Annotated in this window: 12 protein-coding genes; 4 read left to right on the plus strand and 8 right to left on the minus strand. The window is 70.7% G+C overall.

Annotation, left to right across the window (positions count from 1 at the left end):
* The first annotated feature begins 28 nt into the window (after positions 1 to 28).
* Complete coding sequence (locus GVN67_RS14765; RefSeq protein ID WP_159997246.1) at positions 29 to 1,006, plus strand: tripartite tricarboxylate transporter substrate binding protein; 978 nt, start codon at positions 29 to 31, stop codon at positions 1,004 to 1,006.
* 16 nt (positions 1,007 to 1,022) lie between these two features.
* On the plus strand, positions 1,023 to 1,790 hold the full coding sequence (locus GVN67_RS14770; protein ID WP_159997248.1) for an alpha/beta fold hydrolase: 768 nt from the start codon (positions 1,023 to 1,025) through the stop codon (positions 1,788 to 1,790).
* Here GVN67_RS14770 and GVN67_RS14775 read toward each other — a convergent pair.
* Positions 1,787 to 3,019 (minus strand): amidohydrolase family protein, encoded by a 1,233-nt coding sequence (locus GVN67_RS14775; protein WP_159997250.1) that lies wholly within the window; start codon positions 3,017 to 3,019, stop codon positions 1,787 to 1,789. The genes GVN67_RS14770 and GVN67_RS14775 overlap by 4 nt on opposite strands.
* Positions 3,020 to 3,137: 118 nt before the next feature.
* On the opposite strand from GVN67_RS14775, the gene GVN67_RS14780 reads away from it, so the two are divergent.
* On the plus strand, positions 3,138 to 4,124 hold the full coding sequence (locus GVN67_RS14780; protein WP_159997252.1) for a tripartite tricarboxylate transporter substrate binding protein: 987 nt from the start codon (positions 3,138 to 3,140) through the stop codon (positions 4,122 to 4,124).
* A 66-nt stretch (positions 4,125 to 4,190) separates the two neighbouring features.
* Complete coding sequence (locus GVN67_RS14785) at positions 4,191 to 4,595, plus strand: hypothetical protein (protein ID WP_159997254.1); 405 nt, start codon at positions 4,191 to 4,193, stop codon at positions 4,593 to 4,595.
* 176 nt (positions 4,596 to 4,771) lie between these two features.
* On the opposite strand, the gene GVN67_RS14790 is transcribed toward GVN67_RS14785, so the two are convergent.
* The 7 genes from GVN67_RS14790 to GVN67_RS14820 all read right to left on the minus strand — a co-directional run bounded on the left by GVN67_RS14790 (position 4,772) and on the right by GVN67_RS14820 (position 17,392).
* On the minus strand, positions 4,772 to 5,254 hold the full coding sequence (locus GVN67_RS14790) for a GNAT family N-acetyltransferase (protein WP_235035307.1): 483 nt from the start codon (positions 5,252 to 5,254) through the stop codon (positions 4,772 to 4,774).
* A 2-nt stretch (positions 5,255 to 5,256) separates the two neighbouring features.
* The gene (locus GVN67_RS14795; protein ID WP_159997256.1) at positions 5,257 to 6,060 is read right to left on the minus strand and encodes a glycosyltransferase family A protein; all 804 of its coding nucleotides are present in this window, start codon (positions 6,058 to 6,060) and stop codon (positions 5,257 to 5,259) included.
* Positions 6,047 to 9,643 carry a glycosyltransferase family 2 protein gene (locus tag GVN67_RS14800; protein WP_159997258.1) on the minus strand — a complete coding sequence of 1,199 codons (3,597 nt, stop codon included), beginning with the start codon at positions 9,641 to 9,643 and terminating at the stop codon, positions 6,047 to 6,049. Before GVN67_RS14800 ends, GVN67_RS14795 begins: the two co-directional genes overlap by 14 nt.
* Positions 9,644 to 10,062: 419 nt before the next feature.
* Positions 10,063 to 13,560 carry a S8 family serine peptidase gene (locus GVN67_RS14805; RefSeq protein ID WP_159997260.1) on the minus strand — a complete coding sequence of 1,166 codons (3,498 nt, stop codon included), beginning with the start codon at positions 13,558 to 13,560 and terminating at the stop codon, positions 10,063 to 10,065.
* 199 nt (positions 13,561 to 13,759) lie between these two features.
* Complete coding sequence (locus tag GVN67_RS14810; RefSeq protein WP_235035308.1) at positions 13,760 to 15,367, minus strand: ABC transporter substrate-binding protein; 1,608 nt, start codon at positions 15,365 to 15,367, stop codon at positions 13,760 to 13,762.
* Positions 15,368 to 15,431: 64 nt separating this feature from the next.
* Positions 15,432 to 17,126: a gamma-glutamyltransferase gene (ggt, locus tag GVN67_RS14815; RefSeq protein ID WP_159997264.1), complete on the minus strand. Its 1,695-nt coding sequence runs from the start codon at positions 17,124 to 17,126 to the stop codon at positions 15,432 to 15,434.
* 101 nt (positions 17,127 to 17,227) lie between these two features.
* Positions 17,228 to 17,392 (minus strand): hypothetical protein, encoded by a 165-nt coding sequence (locus GVN67_RS14820; protein ID WP_255430398.1) that lies wholly within the window; start codon positions 17,390 to 17,392, stop codon positions 17,228 to 17,230.
* Positions 17,393 to 17,402: the final 10 nt, after the last annotated feature.

A 17,402-nucleotide genomic window follows, 5' to 3' on the forward strand; every position in this document is an offset into this window, starting at 1 on the left:
CCGCGAACGACGTCCAAGGGAATCAAAAATGAACGCAACACTGAGGGGCCGGCGCGCGCTGCTGGCCTGCGCCGGGCTGCTGGCCATGCCGGCCCTGGCGCGGGCGCAAGCCGCCTGGCCGCAGCGGCCGGTGCGCATCGTGCTGCCCTATGCCCCCGGCGGCAGCACCGATGCCACCGCCCGGCTGATCGCCCAGCCGATGACCCAGACGCTGGGCCAGGCCGTGGTGGTGGAGAACCGCGCCGGCGCCACCGGCACCATCGGCGCGGCCGAGGTCGCCCGCGCCGCCCGCGACGGCTATACCGTGCTGGTCGACGCGGCGGCGCATGGCTCGAACCACGCGCTCTACAGCAACCTTCCCTTCGACTACACCCGCGATTTTCTGCCGGTCTCGCAGCTGACGGTCTCGCCACAGATCCTGGCGGTGCATCCGTCGCTGCCGGTGAACAGCTTCGCCGAGCTCATCGCCTTCGCGAAGGCCAAGCCGGGCGCGCTGACCTATGGCACGCCGGGCAATGGCTCAGCCGGGCACATGGCCGGCGCGGCGCTGGCCTGGAAGGCCGGGATCGAGGTCACCCAGGTCGCCTATCGCGGCGGCGGGCCGGCGGTGCAGGACCTGCTGGCGAACAACCTCGGCTTCACCTTCGCCTCGGTCTCCGCCTGCCTCGGCCTGGTGAAAGACGGCAAGCTGCGGCCGCTCGCCGTCTCCAGCGCCCGCCGCATCGCGCCACTGCCGGAGATCCCTGCCGTGGCCGAAACCTTCGCCGATTTCGACATCAACGAATGGGCCGGGCTGTACCTGCCCGCCGGCACGCCGCCGGAGATCGCCGCGAAGCTGGGCGACGCCGCCCGCGCCGGCCTGGCGACGCCCGAGGTGAAGCAACGGCTGGAGCAACTCGGCGCCATCGCCGTCGGCAGCAACAGCGACGATTTCGCCGGCTGGCTGACCCAGCACCGCGCCCGCATGGCGGAGCTCGTGCGCGTCGCCAATATCCGTCCCGACTGAAAAGGATTTCTTCCCGATGTTCATCAGGCATGGCGAGGCGGTGCTGCATGTCCGGCTCGATGGCCCGGCTGGCGGCGCGCCGCTGCTGCTGCTGCACGGGCTGGCGGGCGACCTGCGCATGTGGGACCCGCAGGCCGAGGCGCTGTCCGCGACCTGGCGCGTCATCCGCTTCGACCTGCGCGGCCAGGGGCTGAGCCAGGGCGGGGTCGAGGGCGTCACCCTGGCCGGTCTCGCCGATGACGCGGCGGCGGTGCTCGACGCGCTGGGCGTCGGCCAGGCGCATGTCGGCGGCATCTCGCTCGGCGGGCGGGTCGCGCTGGAGTTTGCCGCGCGGGCGCCGGATCGCGTCCTGTCGCTGATGCCCTGCAACACCGCGCTGAGCTTCGGCGCGCCCGAGGCCTGGGACCAGCGCATCGCCAGCGCCCGGGCGGCGGGGATGGAGGCCAATGCCGATGCCGCGCTGGGGCGCTGGGTGGCGGACAAGGCCTCCCCCGGTTCGCGCGCGCTGCGGCGGATGATCGTCACGGGTCCGGTCGATGGCTATGCCGCCGGCGCCGCCATCCTGCGCGACGCCCGCCCCGACAGCATTTCTGGCAGGATCACCGCGCGCACGACCGTCATCTTCGGCGAGGCGGATGTCGCGACGCCGCTGAAGGATTCAGAATCGATCCGCGACGCCATTCCCGGAGCAAAGCTGGTGACCATCCCCGGCGCCGCGCATGTGCCGAACTTCGAATATGCCGAGGAACTGACCGCGGCGATGCGGGCGCATCTGGAAGGCTAGGCCAGCGCCTTGAACACCCGGCCGGATTTCATCACGAAGTCCGGCCGCCGCACGACCGCGATGTCGCGCCGCGGATCGCCCGGCAGCGCCACCAGGTCGGCCTCGAAGCCCCCCGCCAGCCGGCCGATCCGGTCGGCCATGCCCATCAGGACAGACCCCTCGGTGATGCAGGCGGTCAGCGCCTGCTCGGGCGTCATGCCGGCCTCGACCAGCAGCTCCATCTCCACCGCGCTGGGGCCGAGCGGCGTCGCCGGGGGGCCGACGAAATCCGTCCCCGCCGCGATCCGCACCCCGGCGCGCAGCGCCTGCTGCAGCGATTCGCGCTGCGCCGCGCGGTGCCGGCGCCAGCCTGCCGCGGCGGCGGGGGCGGCCGTCTCCGCCCGCAATGCCGGCAGGGCCAGGGTCGGCACCAGCACGGCGCCGCTGTCGGCGATCCTGTTCGACAGATCGACCGAAATCCCATGGCCGTGCTCGATGCTGTCGACGCCGCATTCCAGCGCCTGGCGCACCGCCGCCTCGCCGATGGCATGGCTGGCGACCTTCAGCCCATTGCGATGCGCCTCCTCGACCACGGCGCGCAGCTCGGCGTCCGTATAGGCCAGGCGCAGCCGGACGGGGTCGTCGCCCCAGGGGCGCAGCGTGTCGGTGTGCTCGCCGACCGAGCCGCCGACCTTGATGAAATCGGCGCCCTGGCGGATCCGTTCCCGCACCCGGCGGCGGCATTCATCCGGCCCGTCGGCATACATGCCCAGCGTCTCCACCCAGGCCTGCGGGAAGGCCGCATGGTCCCAGGTGCCGGCGCGAGAACAGATGAACTCGCCGGCGGCGAGGATATGCGGCCCCGGCACCACCCCTTCCCGCACCGCCCGCGCCAGCGACGGGCCCAGCGGCCCGCCCAGGCAGCGCACCGCGGTGATCCCGGCCTGCAGCATCGTCTCCAGGTCGGCGATGGCGCGCGCCGTGCGATAGGCCGGCGTCCAGTTCCACAGCCCGGAAGGGTCGGACAGGTCCAGCCCCCAGAGATGCAGATGCGCGTCGACGAAGCCCGGCGTCAGGAAGCGCGGGCCGAGATCGGTGACCACCGCCCCCTCGGGCCGCGGCCGGCCGCCCTGGCGGCCGATCCAGGCGATGCGGCCGCGCTCGACATGCAGCTCGGCGGCTTCCAGCACGGCGCCGTCCACCCCGGTCCAGGCGGCGGCGGCGAGCAGGATCTGGGGGGTCTCGGCCATCGGCATTTCCTTCCTGCGGGGCGCCATCGTTTTTACGATGGTCAGAACTACCCGGTTCGTTCATAGACTCTGCCCAGAAGCCGCGCGTCGTTCAAGGCAGCGCCAGGAGGAAACCCGCATGTCCATCACCCGCCGCGAAGCCGTGCTCGGCGCGCTTGGCCTGGGCGCCGCCGCGCTGTCGCGCCCGGCCCTGGCCCAGAGCCCGGCCTATCCCAGCCGCACCGTCACCGTCATCGTGCCCTTCGCCCCCGGCGGCTCGACCGATTTCGTGGCGCGGCTGCTGTCGCAGCAGCTGTCGGCGCAGCTTGGCCAGCAATTCGTCGTCGACAACCGCGCCGGCGCCAGCGGCACGGTCGGCCAGGCGATCCTGGCCCGCGCCCGGCCGGATGGCTACACCCTGGCCGTGGTGCCGAACGGCACCTTCGCCATGGCGCCCTTCATGTTCGAGCGCATGCCCTACGACAACGCGACCGCCTTCGCGCCGATCGGCATGCTGGCGACCAACGCGATGTTCGTCTGCGTCAACCCGACCGGCCCCTACAAGACGCTGGCCGACCTGCTGCAGGCGGCGCGCGACAAGCCGGGCACCATCAGCTACGGCTCGGCCGGCTCCGGCGTCGCCAACCACCTGGGCGTCGAGCTGATGCTCGACATGTCCAATACCAGCATGCTTCACGTCCCCTATCGCAGCGGCGCCCAGGGCGTGCAGGCGGTGCTGGCCAAGGAGGTCGCGCTCTCCTTCGTCGATTCGGTCACCGCCGTGCCCTATCTCCGCTCCGGCGAGATGCGGGCCCTGGCGGTCACCAGCGCGGTGCGCAGCAAGGAGGCGCCGGATGTGCCCACCGTCGCCGAATCCGGCCTGACCGGCTATCGCGCCTCGACCGATTTCGGGCTTTTCGCGCCGGCCGGCACGCCGGACGCCATCATCGGCCAGCTGGCCACGGCGGCGCGGCGGATCATGCTGTCCACCGAGGTGCGGGAGAAGCTGGCGCCGCTGTCAATCGATCCGGTCGGCGGCACGCCGGAAGAGTTCCGCCCCTATGCGGCGCAGGAGATGGAGAAGTGGGGCGCGCTGATCCGCAAGCGCAACATCAAGCCGGAGTGACGCGCGGGGGCGCCACAGCGGCGCCCCTTTATCGCAACCTTGGCCGCCGCCGCGCGTCTCTCCGTCATGGAGAACCCGACCCGCCGCCGCCTTTTCGCCCTGTCGCTGGTGCTGCCGCTGCTGGCGGTGGCCGCCCCCGCCCGGGCGCAGAACCCGCAGGATGTCATCAACCAGCTGCTGGGTGGCGCGCTCGGCGGCGGCGGCGGTGGCGACGAGGAGTCGCAGCGCCGCGCCTATGAGGCCGGCCGCCGCGACCAGGCCGAGGCCGAGCGCCGCCGCGACGAGATCCGCCGGGACGAGATCCGCCGGGACCGGCAGCAGGATGGCCGCCGCCGCGAGGCCTGGCGCCACCAGCGCTGGGAGCAGGACCGCCAGCACCGCGAGGTCGAGGCGCAGCGCCGCCGCGTCGAGGAGGATCGCCGCCGCATCGAGGCCGATCGCCGGCGGATCGAGGCGGAGCGCCGCCGATGACGTCGCCGATGACGTCGCTGGCCCTGGTGGGCGCCGCCTTCGCCGGGCTGCTGCTGCCGACCGGGCTCTGGGCGCTGGGGCTGCTGAGCTAGGGCAGGCTGCCTTCGAAAAGACGAGGACAACCTGCCCTGGCTCTTTGTTCGATCGCGTGATCCAGGCTTTCCGGTGATTCCACCTCAAGCCATCCCGCTCTGGTCCCGCCGCGCCTGGAAGAAGGTCTTCTCGCCCCGGATGAAGCCGGCCGCCTCATAGAACAGCAGCGTGCCCTGGCGCTGCGAGCCGGTGGCCAGCATCACCTTGTAGCAGCCGGCCGCCCAGGCGCGGTCCAGCGCCGCCTGCAGCACCTTGCGCCCCAGCCCCTGGCGGCGATGCCCGGCATCGGTCACCACATTCTCCACCACCGCCCAGGGGCGGGTGCCGCGCGTCAGGTTCGGCACCACGACCAGCGTGCAGGTCGCGCCGACGGTCCCGTCGATTTCCACAACCAGCACGGTGACCAGGCCCGAGGCCTCGCCCGCGGCGAGCGCCGCCGCGGCGGCCGGCAGGTCGGGCGGCGCATCCTCCGGGTTGAGCTGCGCCAGCAGCGCGAGCAGGCCCGGAAGATCGGCCGCCGTGGCCGGGCGGACCCGCAGGTCGGGCGCGGCGCCCGCCGGCGGCACCCTCAGGCCGGCTCGCTGGCGTTGATCGCGCCCAGGGTGAACTTGAAGTTCTCCTGGAAATGCGTCTCCAGCGAGGCGATGGCCACGTCATTGGCGCCGCCGCGGTTGAAGTTCAGGTAGAGGCTGCTGTCATAGTCGGTCTCGACGAAGGTGCTGCTGCGGTAATCCATGTTGAGGATGAAGGTCTGGATGCCATTGGCCGCCAGCTGCCAGCGGAACCAGAGGTCGTCGGCCGTCGGCGCCAGCTTCAGCGCCTGCTCGATGTTCAGCACGCCGATCGGGAAGAAGGCGGTGTTGTAGAGGATGCCGTCCTTGCCGGTCGGCAGGATGAAATGGCTCGGATTCTCGTCGATCCGCGTGCCCATCCAGCTGCGATAGGGCGCGATCTTGTTGTCCTTGACGATGATCCGGTGCCCGCGCGAGGCGATCACGCAGCCATAGGTCAGATAGGCGTCGACCAGCCCGGCCAGCCAGTCGGCCGGGTAGATGGTGTCGTCATCGGCGGTGACGACCAGCTTCGACAGGCCCCAGTTGCGGTGCAGATAGGGCAGCAGCTTCCGGTACGGGCCGAAATTCGGGCATTCATGGATCTGCAGCCGGTCGCCGGCGCTGCGCTTCAGCAGCTGCAGCTCGCGCGGCCAGACCGGCACGCCGGCATCCAGCAGATAAGGCTCGGGCGAGAGGTGCAGATGCACCTGCAGCGCGCCGTCATAGTCCTGGTCCAGGATGGATTGCAGCGTCTGGCAGATGGTGCCCATCCGCGAGCTGATCGAGGTGAGCGAGACGTCGATCTTAGGACGCGGCATGGGCTTCATCCTCCTGGAAGGCGCGCAGCGGGAAAGGCAGGATGGTTCGGTGCGTGGGATCGATGCTCAGCCCGTCGCGGCGCAGGTTGCGCAGCGAGCGGCGGCGGCTGATCTGGGTCCGGAAGATCTGCAGGTATTCGGCATTCTCCGACTTGGTCTTCTGCGACAGCGTGGTCGAGGCCGCGAAGCACAGCATCGCCGGCGCCGCCAGCGTCTGCATCGCCTGGTTGCCGAAATAGCCCAGGATCCGCTCCCGCATCTCCACGTCGCCGCGCGAGCGGATCTCGGCGAAGACGCCGACCCGGTCGAAGGCGCTCCTGCGGAACATCGAGGTCATCGGCCCGTCGCCGAAGATCGCGAAGTCCATCTCCAGCTGCACCGCGCCGTGGCGGTCGATGCGGATATGCGGGGTGGAGACCAGCTGCGCCGTCGGCTCCGCGGCGAAGGCGGCCACCTGCAGCGCGAAGCGCTCGGGATGCGACCAGTCATCGGCATCCTGGATGGCGATGAAGTCGCCGGCCGCCTCGGCGATCGCCAGGTTGCGGCCGACATAGGGGCCGCGGTTGGTGTCGAGGCGGCGGTACTTCACCTCGGGGAAGTCGCTCTGCAGCAGCGCCTGCATCGCCGCGCTGCAGTCGGCCGTGCTGGCATCGTCGACCAGGAAGACCTCGATCGCCGCATGCGTCTGGTCGCGCATCGACTGCAGCGACAGCTTCAGCAACGCCAGGTCCGGGTTGAAGGCCGAGACGATCACCGAGACCAGCGGACCCTCGACGCGCGCCAAGCTGCCGGCGCCGAGCTGCCGCGCCGCATTGGCGAAGACCGCCTCGGCGCTGTCGCCCTCGATGGCGAAGGGCCGGGCGGCGCCGCCGGCGAAACGCTCGGCCAGCAGCGCGTTCAGCATGCCGTTGTCGCCCAGGATATTGTGGGCCACGGCATTCACGTCCGACCGCGCGCTCAGGTAGTCGGCCGCCTTCAGCTCCAGCAGCGTGGCGCGGTCGGCCAGCACGACCGCCGCCAGCTTGCGGTGGTGGAAGCCGCGCAGGCCGGGGATCGACAGCCCGTCGAGGGCGAGGTCGCGCAGCTCGTTGCTCAGGCTGCGCAGCCCGTCCATCAGCTTGACGAATTCGACGCTCGACACCTCGAGCGCGCCGTCGACCAGCTTGAACACGGTGCCGCGGTCGCCATTGACCACGGCCTGGCGGAAGCGCGTCGGGAAATCCACCGTGCCGGCGATGTCGGACAGCAGCCGGCCATGGGTGACGGCGGCCAGCACCGGGCCGAGCTCCGAGCCCAGCAGGCCCTGGAAGCAGCGCAGGATGGCCTTCTCGCCGAGCGCCGCCGGATCGTGCCGCTGCAGCATGCCGAGGAACAGCAGCATGACCGCCTCGTCGCCATAGCGGCGCAGGCATTCGGCGACGCGGAACAGGAACTTGCGGTTGGTGGCGCGGCCGCTGACGACGAAGGCCAGCACCACCAGCAGCCGGTGCCGCGGCAGGCAGCAGGCCAGCAGCTCGAAGAACGGCACGATATAGGCGACGTCCTTCTGGCAGATGTCCTGGGCATAGGCCGCCAGGTTGGCGGCGATACGGTCCGCCTGGCAGGCCTGGCGCGCCATGGTGAAGTAGGTCATCAGCTGGTCGGCCGGCAGGCCCAGCACGATCTCCGGCTTTTCCGACAGCCGCAGCGCGAAGGTGTCGATCTCGCGGCCCAGCGTCAGCACATCCGGCGCGGTCACGTCCATGCCGCGCAGCACGGCGCCGGCACCCCGGATGGAGGGATCGCCGGTGAAGCTGAGCAGGTTGTGCCGCAGCGTGGTGAAGCGCCGCAGGATCGGCGCGGCCAGGCTTTCGATCGGCCAATGCACCGCCAGGTCGAAGCCGCCGACATATTTGTGGTCGACGCTGCCGAGCAGGAAGATGGCGTCATGCAGCGCCGGGTCGAGGGCCAGCGTGCCGACATGCCGCCGCATCCGCAGCAGCGTCGCCTCGGCCAGCGGCAGCCGGCTGGCATAGGCGACATTCGGCTGGCCGAGCGGCATGACGATGTCGCCGCCGAAGCGCGCGGCGGCGCCGGCCGGATCGGCCAGCAGCGCGGCCAGCGGCACGGCGCAGGCATTGCGCGGTGCGAACAGCGTCAGGCTGTCCTGCTGCGGCAGGTTGACGGCGATCGCCCCGGCGCCGTTGTCATAGGCCAGCGCGAAGCAGGAGGTCAGGTAGCGCCCGCCATAGGACCAGAACTTCTGCACCGCCTCGAGCAGGTAGTCGGCCTCGGCCGGGGTCCAGCGATCGATGAACAGCACCGGCTTGGGCATCAGCGCCGCGCCGGGGGCGGCCAGCGCCGCGAGCAGCGCCGCCAGGTCGGCGAAGACCACGCATTTGTCGATATTGGCATAGGCCGCCAGATCGGCCGCCGCATCGCCGCAGACCACCAGGGCGAAGGCATCGGCCACGGCGACCGCCTCGACCGCCGCCGCCGCGCTGCGCGACGGCATCAGCAGCTGCAGCGAGACCAGCTCGGCCGCCGGCGCGTCGCCCGGAGCATGCGCCGCGCCGTGCAGCTGGGCCGCCTGGCGGGCGCCGGACATGTCCTCGGGGTAGCCGACGATCTGCGCCGCCCATCCGCCGCGCACCAGCCGCGTCTTGGTCACCACGCCGAGCGAGGCCGTCGCGTCGAAGGCCAGCGTGCTGCACAGCGCCGCGACCAGCGGCGTGGCCGGGATCTCGTCCTGCAGGACAAGGCGGCGGCCGGCGGGCCCGGCCGCGTCGGCCTGGCCAAGGGGCAGCGCCGCGGCGACCCGCCCGGCGGCGGCCAGCGCCTCCCAGGGCCCACGGCCAGCGGCCGGGCAGCCATCCTCGAACATGACGACCAGCGGCTCCGGCGCGGCGAGGGCGCGCAGGAAGCCATGCGCCTGGCTGCGGCCGATGGCACGCAGCACATCGTCCTCGTCGGCGGTCAGGCCGTGCCGTGCATCGAACTTCTTCAGCAGGTGCTGGGCGAGGCCGGCGGCCTCCTCGACCGGGGCGGCCGCCTCGGCCGTGGTGAAATGCGCCGGCAGCTTCAGGGCGGCCAGCACGCCGTTCAGCGCCACCACGGCGCCGGGCTGCTCGGGCGCGGTGGCCAGGCAGGCGAGCAGCTCGCCCAGCGTCGTGGCCGGGCAGGTGGCGATGGCGCGGTGCACGTCGAGCAGCTGCAGCAGCTTGCGCAGCACGGCGCCGAGCTCGGTCTCCGGCTCCGCGGCGGCGGCCTCGAGGAACTTGTACTGGTAGGGCTGCTCGGGATCGGCGAAGCGGGCGACCATCGAATCAACCGCCTCGACGACGGACAGCTCGCCCTCGACGCTTTCCGACCGCAGGCTCCTGAAGATCTGCTCGGCATGGCGGAGGAACTGCTTGGAGCCAATGAGCCGCGCGAGCAGCGCGTCGGCCACCATGCCCTCGGCCTCGATGGCGCTGCCAACCCGTCCCGGCGCCGAGCCCCGAAGTAACACGAAATATTCGGTCATCAGGGCGTCAGTCACAGGCTGCTGCAGCAGCGTCTGCACCCCGGTCGGATAGCCGGCAATGCGTTGAAGGAAACGCATCGAGACGGGTTTATTCATAGGATGCTTCTCTATCCTTCCACGAGGCCGTACAGCACTCCATCCCCAGAGGGCAGAGCGATCCCCTGCATCAGCAAGCCGAACCTTAGCCGGTCGCCGCAATTCATAGCGCAATTCGACCTTCCGCACAGCCGGCCTGGGCGAGGATATGCGTGGGTTGAAATTTTATTTATCACAATAAAGTTATGTCATTATATTTTAAATACGAGTGAAGTAATTGACGAGACTTCGGGTTTTCTTGGCGGCCTTCTGACGCGGCGACCGATTTTTGTTTTCTGCCGGCAGACAAAAAATTCAGAAAAAGCCGCGCTTTTCGATGGATCGGACGCGTTCCGCCGACCTCTCCACCCTGAGGTCGGGCAGAATTTACGCCAGATGCAATCGTCGACTGCGCCGTCCGGTCATCCGAAGAACACCGCATCGGCGGTCAGCGCCGCATGGTCCAGCCGCAGCGTCGCGGCGCCCAGCGTCAGCAGCGTGTCGCCGCCCTCGGCCCGCAGATGCGGCTGCAGCGCTTCCCAGCTGGTGGCGAGGAAGCCGCGCAGCAGCAGGCGGTCGCCCTCGGCGGCGTCGAAATCGGTGATGCGGTCGGCGCCGCTGCCGGCCGAGAAGACGAAGGTATCAGCGCCGTCGCCGCCGGTGAGCACGTCGTTGCCGGCCCCGCCATCGATCCGGTTGGCGCCGGCATTGCCGATGATGACATTGGCCAGCGCATTGCCGCGGCCGTCGATATCGGCGCGGCCCTGCAGCTCCAGCCGCTCGACCGCGGGGGTCAGGGCGTGGCTGACCCAGGCGCGCACCGTGTCGGTCCCCTGCCCGGCCAGCTCGACCACGCGGTCGCCGGCATCCTCGACGATGTAGATGTCGTCGCCCAGCCCGCCGGCCATGCGGTCGGCGCCGCTGCCGCCATCCAGCAGGTCGCGGCCCTCCCCGCCCCAGAGCTGGTCGTCGCCGGCGCCGCCGGACAGCCGGTCATTGCCTGAAAAACCCCACAGCCGGTTGGCCGCCGCATTGCCGCTGATGTCATTGGCCGCGGCGTTGCCGCGCCCTTCCAGCGCCGCGCCGCCCTGCAGCTCCAGGTGCTCGACATTGGCGCCCAGGCTGTAGCTGATCCAGGACTGCACCCGGTCGAAGCCGCCATAGCGGAGCTCGACCACCCGGTCGCCGGCATCGTCCACCACATAGGTGTCGTCGCCGACCCCGCCCAGCATGCGGTCAGCGCCGCTGCCGCCGGCCAGCAGGTCGCGGCCGGCGCCGCCCCAGAGCTGGTCGTCGCCGGCACCGCCCTCCAGCCGGTCGTCGCCGTCCAGGCCGCGCAGGACATTGCCGAGCTCATTGCCGATGATGGTGTTGGCGGCGGCGTTGCCGCTGCCCTTCAGCGCGCTGCCGACCAGCTCCAGCCGCTCGACCTCGCGGGTCAGGGTGTAGTCGATGCTGGCGCGCACCGTGTCGCTGCCCTGGCCCGCCAGCTCGACCACCCGGTCGCCGCGCTGGTCGACGCGGTACAGATCGTCGCCCGCGCCGCCGGCCATGAAATCGGCGCCGGCGCCGCCCTCCAGCAGGTCGTCGCCATCGCCGCCGCGCAGCGCGTCATCGCCGCCGCCGCCCTGGAGGCTGTCATCGCCGGCGAAGCCCCACAGCCGGTTGGCCGCGTCATTGCCGCTGATGGCATTGGCCGCGGCATTGCCGCGCCCCTCCAGCGCCGCGCTGCCCTGCAGGTCGAGATGCTCGACATTGACCGGCAGGGTATAGCTGATCCAGGACTGCACCCGGTCGATGCCGCCATAGCGGAGCTCGACCACCCGGTCGCCGGCCTGCCCGACCTCGTAGAGATCGTCGCCGGTGCCGCCGGCCATGCGGTCGGCGCCGCCGCCGCCGATCAGCACATCCTGGCCGGCGCCGCCGGAAAGCTGGTCGTCGCCCTCGCCGCCTTCCAGCCGGTCGTCGCCGGCCAGGCCGCTCAGGCGATTGGCCAGGGCATTGCCGAGCAGCAGGTTGCCCAGGCCATTGCCGGTGCCGGCGCGCGCCTGGCCCAGCAGCGACAGCTGCTCGACGCCCTGCGGCAGGGTGTAGTCGACCCAGGCCTCGACGCGGTCATAGCCCTGCCCGGCGCGCTCGACGATGCGGTCGCCGGCATCGTCGACGATATAGCGGTCGTCGCCGGCGCCGCCCTCCATCCAGTCGGCCTCGGCGCCGCCATCGAGCTGGTCGTGGCCCTCGCCGCCGAGCAGCCGGTCGCGCCCGGCGCCGCCCTGCAGGATGTCGTCGCCGCCGCGGCCATCCAGCGTGTCCCAGCCGCGATTGCCGCGCAGCTGGTTTCCGGCCTCGTTGCCCAGGATCATGTCGGCGCCGTCGCCGCCGATGGCATGCTCGATCAGCGTGCCGGCGGCGATGCTCAGCCCCTGGCCGGCGATGCGGCTGCCGGCGCCCGGCATCAGGTCGATCCAGGATCCCGTGCTGACGGCGGCGGCGTTCAGCGTGTCGGCGCCGCCATCGTCGCGCAGCAGGGTGCGGGCCGCATCCTGCGCCGCGACAGCGGCGAATTCGTCGGTGAAGACCAGCTGGTCGTCGGCGGTCGGCGCCGAGCCCAGCACGGTCAGCTGCCAGCCGAGCAGCGAACCGCCCTGGCCGCCCGCCAGGTCGTCGATCCGCAGCACCCAGGTGCCGCGCGACCATTCGCCGAGGAAATGCGTGCTGGACAGGCTGAAGGTCAGCCGCCCGGCATCGTATTGCCCCTGATGCAGCTGGTCGAGCAGCACGCTGCCGGTGCCATAGGGCGAGATCAGCACCAGCCGCAGCTCGCCCAGATGGTCATGGGCGATGTCGATCGACAGCTCCGCCCGCTCCATGCGCAGCGCGGCGTCGATGAAGACCGTGGCATAGCTGCTGCCGCCATCGGCCAGCACCATGCCGCCGCCGCCGGCGCTGGCCTGCTGCAGGTTGTGCGCGGTGTTCTGCAGCGTCCAGGATTCGGCCAGCCGCACCGCGGCGCGGGCGTCGATCAGCCCGAAGCCGGCGCTGCGGGCGACATGCATGCCGCCGCCGTTCCAGTCGTCGGCGGCGTTGAAGATCCAGTTGGCGCGCGCCGCGTCGGTGATGCGCGCGGTCATGGCGATGATCGCCTGCACGTCGCGATAGCCGAGGCCGGGATTGGCCTCCAGCATCAGCGCCGCGGTCGCCGAGCCGAGCGGCGCCGCCCAGGAGGTGACGGCGGCGGGCGCGACCGCGGTCAGCGCCGCGCCCTGGTTGGAAAAGCCCTGCACCTGGCCGAGGCCATTGGTCGCGCCGATGGTCACGGTGTAGCGGTTGTTGGAATAGTTGTGGGCATTGACGTCGTCGCCGATGGCGCCGTCATTGCCGGCCGAGCGGATGATCACCGTGCCCAGGCCCCAGCGCCCGCGCGCGGCCGCATCGGCGATCGCGGCGGCGGCGCCGGCGTATTCCGCGCGGCCGAAATCATCCCGAAAGTGCTCGCCCGAGCGGCTCCAGGAATTGTTGGAGACATCGACCTGCCATTGCAGGGCGAGCATTTCCGTCTCCTGCGCGACGGTGCGGTAGCTGCGGCTGTCGAAGGCGAAGGCGACCAGGGTGGCGCCCCAGGCGGCGCCGACCCGGCCATAGCCGTTATTCGCCTGCGCGCCGAGCACCAGGGCCACCTCGGTGCCGTGCTGCGAGCCCTCGCTGCCGTCATCCGCCGTGGTCTGGCCCTGGGCCCAGGCGCTGCGCGACAGGTCGAAGCGGCCGGCGAGCTCAGGGTTGCCGAGGTCGGGGAAGGTATCGACCAGGCCGATGCGCACCCCGGCCCCAGAATACTGGCCGTAGAGCGGCGTCAGGTTGACGCCGGTACCGCCGCGGAGCTGCCACTGCGCGCCGTAGCCCGGGTCGTTGAAGCTGGCCATCCGGAGACGATTCCTGCGCGGCGACGGGGTTGTCGGGAACGGGGCCGCACTGGATCACGCGGTGGTGACCGGAATATGAAGATCCGGCCGCCGCTCCAAGACACTTTTGCAGAAAACGCGCAGTTACATCTGTTTTTTCACGATTTTCCCGCACCGGTTGTGACGCTCCGGCGCGGTTTCTCGCGCGGCCCGGCGAGGCTCAAGCCAGCTTCATGTTCCAGAAGACCAGCACCTGGTCGGCCACCACGTCGCGCAGGGCGCTCGCATGGCCGGTGATCACCTTGTAGGAGCCGAGCGGGATGGCGAAGACTTCTTCAAACGCGATGCGCTGCATCTGCTCGACCAGCTGCATCTGCTTCGCCTGATCGGGCTCCAGGGCGAAGGCGTCGCGCAGCCGCTCCATCTCGGCGCTCTCGGCCCAGCCGATATAGCCGCGGCGGCCGCGGCCATCGACGTTCAGGTTGATGATCGGGCTCATCAGGTCGAGGTCGCTCCAGATGCCCCAGGCGATGCTCCAGCCGCCCTGCTCCACCGGATCGGGCTTGTTGCGCCGGGCCAGCAGGCTGTTCCAGTCCATGCTGTCGACCTGGACGTTCATGCCCAGCTTCTTCAGCAGCTGCTCGGTCACCGGCGCCAGCGCGCTGCCGGAGGCGAGATCGGCCGGGTGCAGGATGACCACCTTCTCATTGGCGTAGCCGCTTTCCTTCAGCAGCTTCTGGGCGGCGGCGAAATCGGGCTTCAGCACCGCGCCGACCTCGGTGGCATAGGGCGAATCGCAGGTGAAGAAGGCGTGGCACTCGCGGCTGAGGCTGTCATCGCCGATCTGGGCGGCCAGGTAGTCGGCCTGGTTGACCGCCATCATCACCGCCTGGCGGACCTTCTTGTTGTTGAAGGGCGGCTGCGCCCAGTTCAGCCGCATCAGCAGCGAATTGCCGATGCCGCGCGGCTGCAGCTTCACCTGGCGGTTGCGGCGCAGCAGCTGCATCTGGTCGGGGCCGACATTCTCCATCACCTGCACCTCGCCGGTGCCGAGCGCATTGGCGGCCGTCTGCTGATCGGAGATCTCCAGCCATTCGACACGGTCGAAGTGGACCACCTTGCCGCCGGCGAGGCCGCTGGCCGGCTCGGAGCGCGGGCGATATTCAGAAAAACGCTCATAGACCACGCGGTCGCCGGAGCGGTATTCGTTCGCCAGGAAGCGGAAGGGGCCGGAGCCCACCACCTCGGTGATCCGCTGGTCGGCCGGGATGTCGACGAGACGCTTGGGCAGGATGAAGGGGACGGGACCGCCGGGCTTGCCCAGCGTCTCCAGCACCAGCCCGTAGGGGTGCTTCAACACCAGCCGGAAGCTGCGGTCGTCGACGGCTTCCAGCGAGGCCGTGGCGTTCATCAGCCGCGTGCCCATCAGGTCGCGCCGCCACCAGCGGGTCAGCGAGGCGATGCAATCGGCCGAGGTCACCGGCGCGCCGTCATGGAACGTCAGCCCTTCGCGCAGGCGGAAGGTATAGGTCAGCCCGTCATCGGAGCGGGTCCAGTCCTGCACCATCTGCGGCTGCGGCCGCATTTGCGCATCCATGGCGAAGAGCGTGTCATAGACCAGGTAGCCATGGTTGCGGGTGATGTACGCCGTGGTCGCGAAGGGATCGAGCACGCCGAGCGTCGCATGCATCACCGCCTTCAGCACCCGCCGGTTGCCGCCGGCGCCTTGCGCCAGGGCCGGTGCCGCCAGCGGCAGGCCGGTCGCCAGGGCTGCGCCCCCTCCCAATCCGGCCTGCATCAGGCCGCGTCGCGTGGTGAGCAAAGCCATGGTTCGGTTCTCCGGCAGAGAGGGGATCAGGCAAGGCTGCGGCGCCGGGACAGCGCCAGGCAAGTCAGTTGGCGCGGCGGCGCGGATCGGGCCAGAAGGAGGTGCCGGCGCGCGCCAGCCCGCCGCCCATGCCCATGGCCACGCCATCGGCGCGCCAGCAGGCGGCGCCCGTCATGGCGGCGCCCGCGAAGCCGATGGCGCCCATGCCGCCCGCCACATGGTCGACCGGGGTGACCTGATGGCCCAGCGCGGCGAGACCGGCATGGATTTCCGGGGGAAAACCGCGCTCGACCTCGGCATCCTGGCCATGGGTGAAGACGCGGGGGGCCTCGACGGCCTCCTGCCAGGACATGCCGTGGTCGACGACGTTCAGCACGAACTGGAACACCGCCGAGGGGATGCGATGCGCCCCCGGCAGGCCGACGGCAAACAGCGGCCGCCCGTCGCGATGCCCCAGCATGGCCGAGATGCCGCTGGTGATCCGCTTGCCCGGCTGCAGCGACAGCGCGTTCCCCGGATGCGGGTCGAAGAGATACATGTAGTTGTTGGTGATGATGCCGGTGCCCGGGATCATCACCCGCGCGCCGAACAGGCTGTTGATCGTCTGGGTCGAGGTGACGATGTTGCCCGCCGCATCGGCGATGGTGACATGCGTCGTGTTGGCCGATTCATTGCTGAGGATGCGGGCGCCGAAAATCCCCGCCCGGTCGAGGGCGATCTCGGGGCGGCGCAGTTCCGCATAGGCCTTGGAGATCAGGCGCTCGACGGGGACGTCGACGAAGGCCGGGTCGGCGGTGGCCACGCGGCGGTCGGCGGCGGCGATCTTCAGCGCCTCGATCACCAGATGCAGCGTCTGCACCGTGCCGAAGCCGGAGGCGCGCAGGTCGAAGCCTTCCATCAGGTTCAGCATCTGCAGCACATGCACCCCGCCCGAGCAGGGCGGCGGCGGGCCGACCAGCGCGACCCCACGATAGGTGCCGCGGACGGGGACGCGCTCGACGGTGCGATAGGCCTCGAGATCGGCCAGGCGCATCGGCGAGCCCTGCTGCTCCAGCCAGGCCGCCACCTTTTTGCCCAATGCCCCGCCATACAGCCAGCCCGGCCCTTCGGCGGCCAGGCCCTCCAAGGTCGTGGCATAATCCGGCATGGTCAGGTGGGTGCCGGCCTTCAGCGGCTCGCCATCGGGCAAGAACATCGCGGCCATGGCGGGGTCGAGAGCCAGGTCGATGGCGCTTTCGACGATGCAGGCGGCGAGATACGGCGTCACCCGAAAACCGCGGCGGGCATGGCGGATGGCGGGTTCCAGCACCGCGGCCAGCGGCAGCGTGCCGAAGCGCTCGAGCGCCTCGCACCAGCCCTTCAGCGTGCCGGGCACCGCGATGGCCAGCGGTCCGCGGCGGTTGGCGCGGCCCTCGGTCTCCATATAGTCGGGCCAGATGTCGGAGACCGGGGTGTACTGGTCCGGCCGCGACAAGGCAGGGGCGGTGGAGAGGCTGTCGATCACCACCTCCCGCCCATCGGCCAGGCGGATCACGGCGACGCCGCCGCCGAAGAAGCCGACCATCATCGGCTCGACCACGGTGAGCGTGAACAGCGCGGCCACCGTGGCGTCGATGGCATTGCCGCCCATCGCCATCATTTCCATGGCGGCGGCGGAGGCGAGCGGGTGGTTGGTGACCGCCATGCCGCGCTCGGCGGTGACCGGCGTCTTCTCGCAGGCGAAGGGGGAGCCGGCGCGGGCGCGCCAATCATCGGTCATGGGGCGGCGATCCTGGGTCACTTCGAGTGACGCCGAGTATCGCGACGCTTTTCGCCATCGGTCCAATACGTGGCTGGACGATATTCGATAAGTCCGACGTCTTAAGGCCGCATCCGGGCGTGGCGGACGAAATTGCGGGCGGCCGGCGAGGCCTCGGTCCGGCGATGGGCCAGCGCCAGCTCGGCCAGCACCGGCGGCCCGGCCAGCGGGCGATAGGCCACCCCCGGCACCTGCACGCAGCGCAGCGACTGCGGCACCAGCGCCACCCCCAGCCCC

The organism is Roseomonas sp. 18066, assembly GCF_902706185.1.
Lineage (GTDB): Bacteria > Pseudomonadota > Alphaproteobacteria > Acetobacterales > Acetobacteraceae > Pseudoroseomonas.